This is a genomic window from Phenylobacterium sp. (assembly GCF_036821595.1).
GTDB lineage: Bacteria > Pseudomonadota > Alphaproteobacteria > Caulobacterales > Caulobacteraceae > Phenylobacterium.
The window spans coordinates 1-2,219 of the sequence record NZ_DAISJG010000161.1; the positions used below are offsets into that span (position 1 = coordinate 1).

Sequence of the window (2,219 nt, forward strand, 5' to 3'; positions counted from 1 at the left end):
CGTGGGCCACATCGGCATCCTGGGCGTCGATAAGAAGGGCGAGGAGTTCTACCAGGTCACCCTGGGCGGCTCCGGCGCCGAGGACGCGACGCTGGGCCAGATCCTCGGTCCGGCGCTCCCGGCCGACAGGGTCGCCGAAGCGGTCGAGCAGATGGTCGAGGTCTACATGCGCGAACGCCGCGACGGCGAGCGCTTCCTGGACACCTTCCGCCGGGCCGGCGTCGCACCCTTCAAGGAGGCCGTCTATGCCGACGCTCATTAGGAGTCAGAACGGGCGCATGGTGCTGGCCAACGACGCCTTCACCCACGTCGACGACGACCAGGAGCTGGCCACCGGCGAGGTGATCCTGTCGCTGACCCGCTTCCAGGCGGAGGGCGATCGGCTGCTTTCCGAGGGCCGCCAGGTGGGCGTGCGCCTGCAGAGCGACGAGACGGTGGAGGCGCTGGCCTACGACCTGCCGAGGCTGGCGCTCGTGGCGCTCGCCTTCCCCAAGTTCCGCGACGGCCGGCAGTACTCCAACGCCCGCATCCTGCGCGAGCGGCTGGGCTACAAGGGCGAGGTGAGGGCGGTGGGCGACGTCCTGCGCGAACAGGCGGGCTTCATGCTCCGTTGCGGCTTCGACGCCTTCGAACCCGCCGACGGCTCCGGACCCGTCGAGTGGGAGGCCGCCACCCGCCGCTTCCGCCATGTCTACCAGCGCGCCGCCGACGGGCGTGCGCCCGCCTTCGTGGAGCGCGGCTCATGAGCGTCGCGTACGAGCAGCGCCCTCAGGCCCTTTCCCGCGCGGACCGGCTGGACGCGGAGCTGCGCGACGCCCACCCGCGCGAGATCGTCGCCGCCGCCGTGCGCGAGTACGGCGACAGGCTGGCGCTGGTCTCGTCCTTCGGGGCGGAGTCGGCGGTGCTGCTGCACATCGCCGCCCAGGTGAAGCCGGACATCCCCGTGCTCTTCCTCGACACCGGCATGTTGTTCGGCCAGACGCTCGACTACCGCAAGACCCTGGCGACGCGGCTCGGCCTGACCGGCGTCCGCGACCTTCGCCCCCACTACCAGGACCTGGCCACGGGCGATCCCGACGCCAAGCTCTGGCAGCGCGACACCGACGCCTGCTGTCACATCCGCAAGGTCCTGCCGCTGGACCGCGCGCTGGGCGAGTTCGGCGCCTGGGTTACCGGCCGCAAGCGCTTCCACGGCGGCGACCGGCTGCGGCTGCGGGTGGTGGAGGAGTCCGAAGGCAAGCTGAAGTTCAATCCGCTGGCCAACTGGACCAGGACCGAGCTCGACGCCTACGTCGTCGAGCACGACCTGCCGGCCCACCCGCTCGTCGCCCAGGGCTTTCCCTCCATCGGCTGCTGGCCGTGCACCCAGCCCGTGGAAGACGGCGAAGATGTGCGCGCCGGCCGCTGGAAAGGGTTGGACAAGACCGAGTGCGGCATACATGTGGCGCGCGCGCCCGGCGCCGCGCCGAATGTGGGGGGCGACATCTGATGGCGCCGTACGACAGAGCCGAGAGTTCGATGACCGATGTTTCCGTGGCCCAGCCGCCCCTGAAGGCCTCCGGCGCCTTCTACGTGGAGACGGTGACCTGGGTTCAGCACTGGACCGAGAGCCTGTTCTCGTTCCGGACCACCCGCGACCCGGGCCTGCGCTTCGCCAGCGGCCAGTTCGTGATGGTGGGCCTGATGGTCGACGGCAAGCCGCTGGTGCGCGCCTATTCGATCGCCTCGCCGGCCTGGCACGAGGAGCTGGAGTTCTACTCCATCAAGGTGCCGGACGGTCCGCTGACCTCGCGCCTGCAGAACATCAAGGTGGGCGACCAGGTGCTGATCGGGCGCAAGCCCACCGGCACCCTGGTGCTCGACGGCCTGAAGCCCGGCAAGCGGCTCTACATGCTGGGGACGGGCACGGGGCTCGCCCCCTGGCTGTCGCTCGCCCGCGACCCGGAGGTCTACGAGCGCTTCGAGCAGGTGATCGTCACCCACACGGTGCGCGAGGTCGCCGACCTCAACTACCGCCAGCTCTTCGAGGAGGAGCTGCCGAAGGACGAGATCCTCGCCGAGGTGATCGGCGGCAAGCTCACCTACTACCCGACGGTGACGCGCGAGGCCTTCCGGACCCAGGGCCGGATCACCGATCTGATCGAGAGCGGCAAGTTCTTCGCGGACATCGGCAATCCGCCGTTCGATCCGGCCGAGGACCGCGTCATGCTCTGCGGCGG

General features: G+C 70.2%; 3 protein-coding genes and 1 pseudogene. All 4 read left to right on the plus strand.

Annotated features, from left to right (window positions below):
• Positions 1–262: pseudogene (locus tag V7Z97_RS20160) on the plus strand (nitrite/sulfite reductase); the annotation flags it as partial.
• Positions 246–746, plus strand: a complete 501-nt coding sequence (locus tag V7Z97_RS20165) for a DUF934 domain-containing protein (RefSeq protein ID WP_334165376.1) — start codon at positions 246–248, stop codon at positions 744–746. The pseudogene V7Z97_RS20160 and the gene V7Z97_RS20165, both read left to right, overlap by 17 nt.
• Positions 743–1,489 (plus strand): phosphoadenylyl-sulfate reductase, encoded by a 747-nt coding sequence (locus V7Z97_RS20170; RefSeq protein WP_334165377.1) that lies wholly within the window; start codon positions 743–745, stop codon positions 1,487–1,489. The genes V7Z97_RS20165 and V7Z97_RS20170 overlap by 4 nt, the downstream gene beginning before the upstream one ends.
• A gap of 29 nt (positions 1,490–1,518) precedes the next feature.
• Positions 1,519–2,219, plus strand: a 701-nt coding sequence (locus V7Z97_RS20175) for a ferredoxin--NADP reductase (RefSeq protein ID WP_334165378.1), incomplete at its 3' end; no start/stop codon positions are given.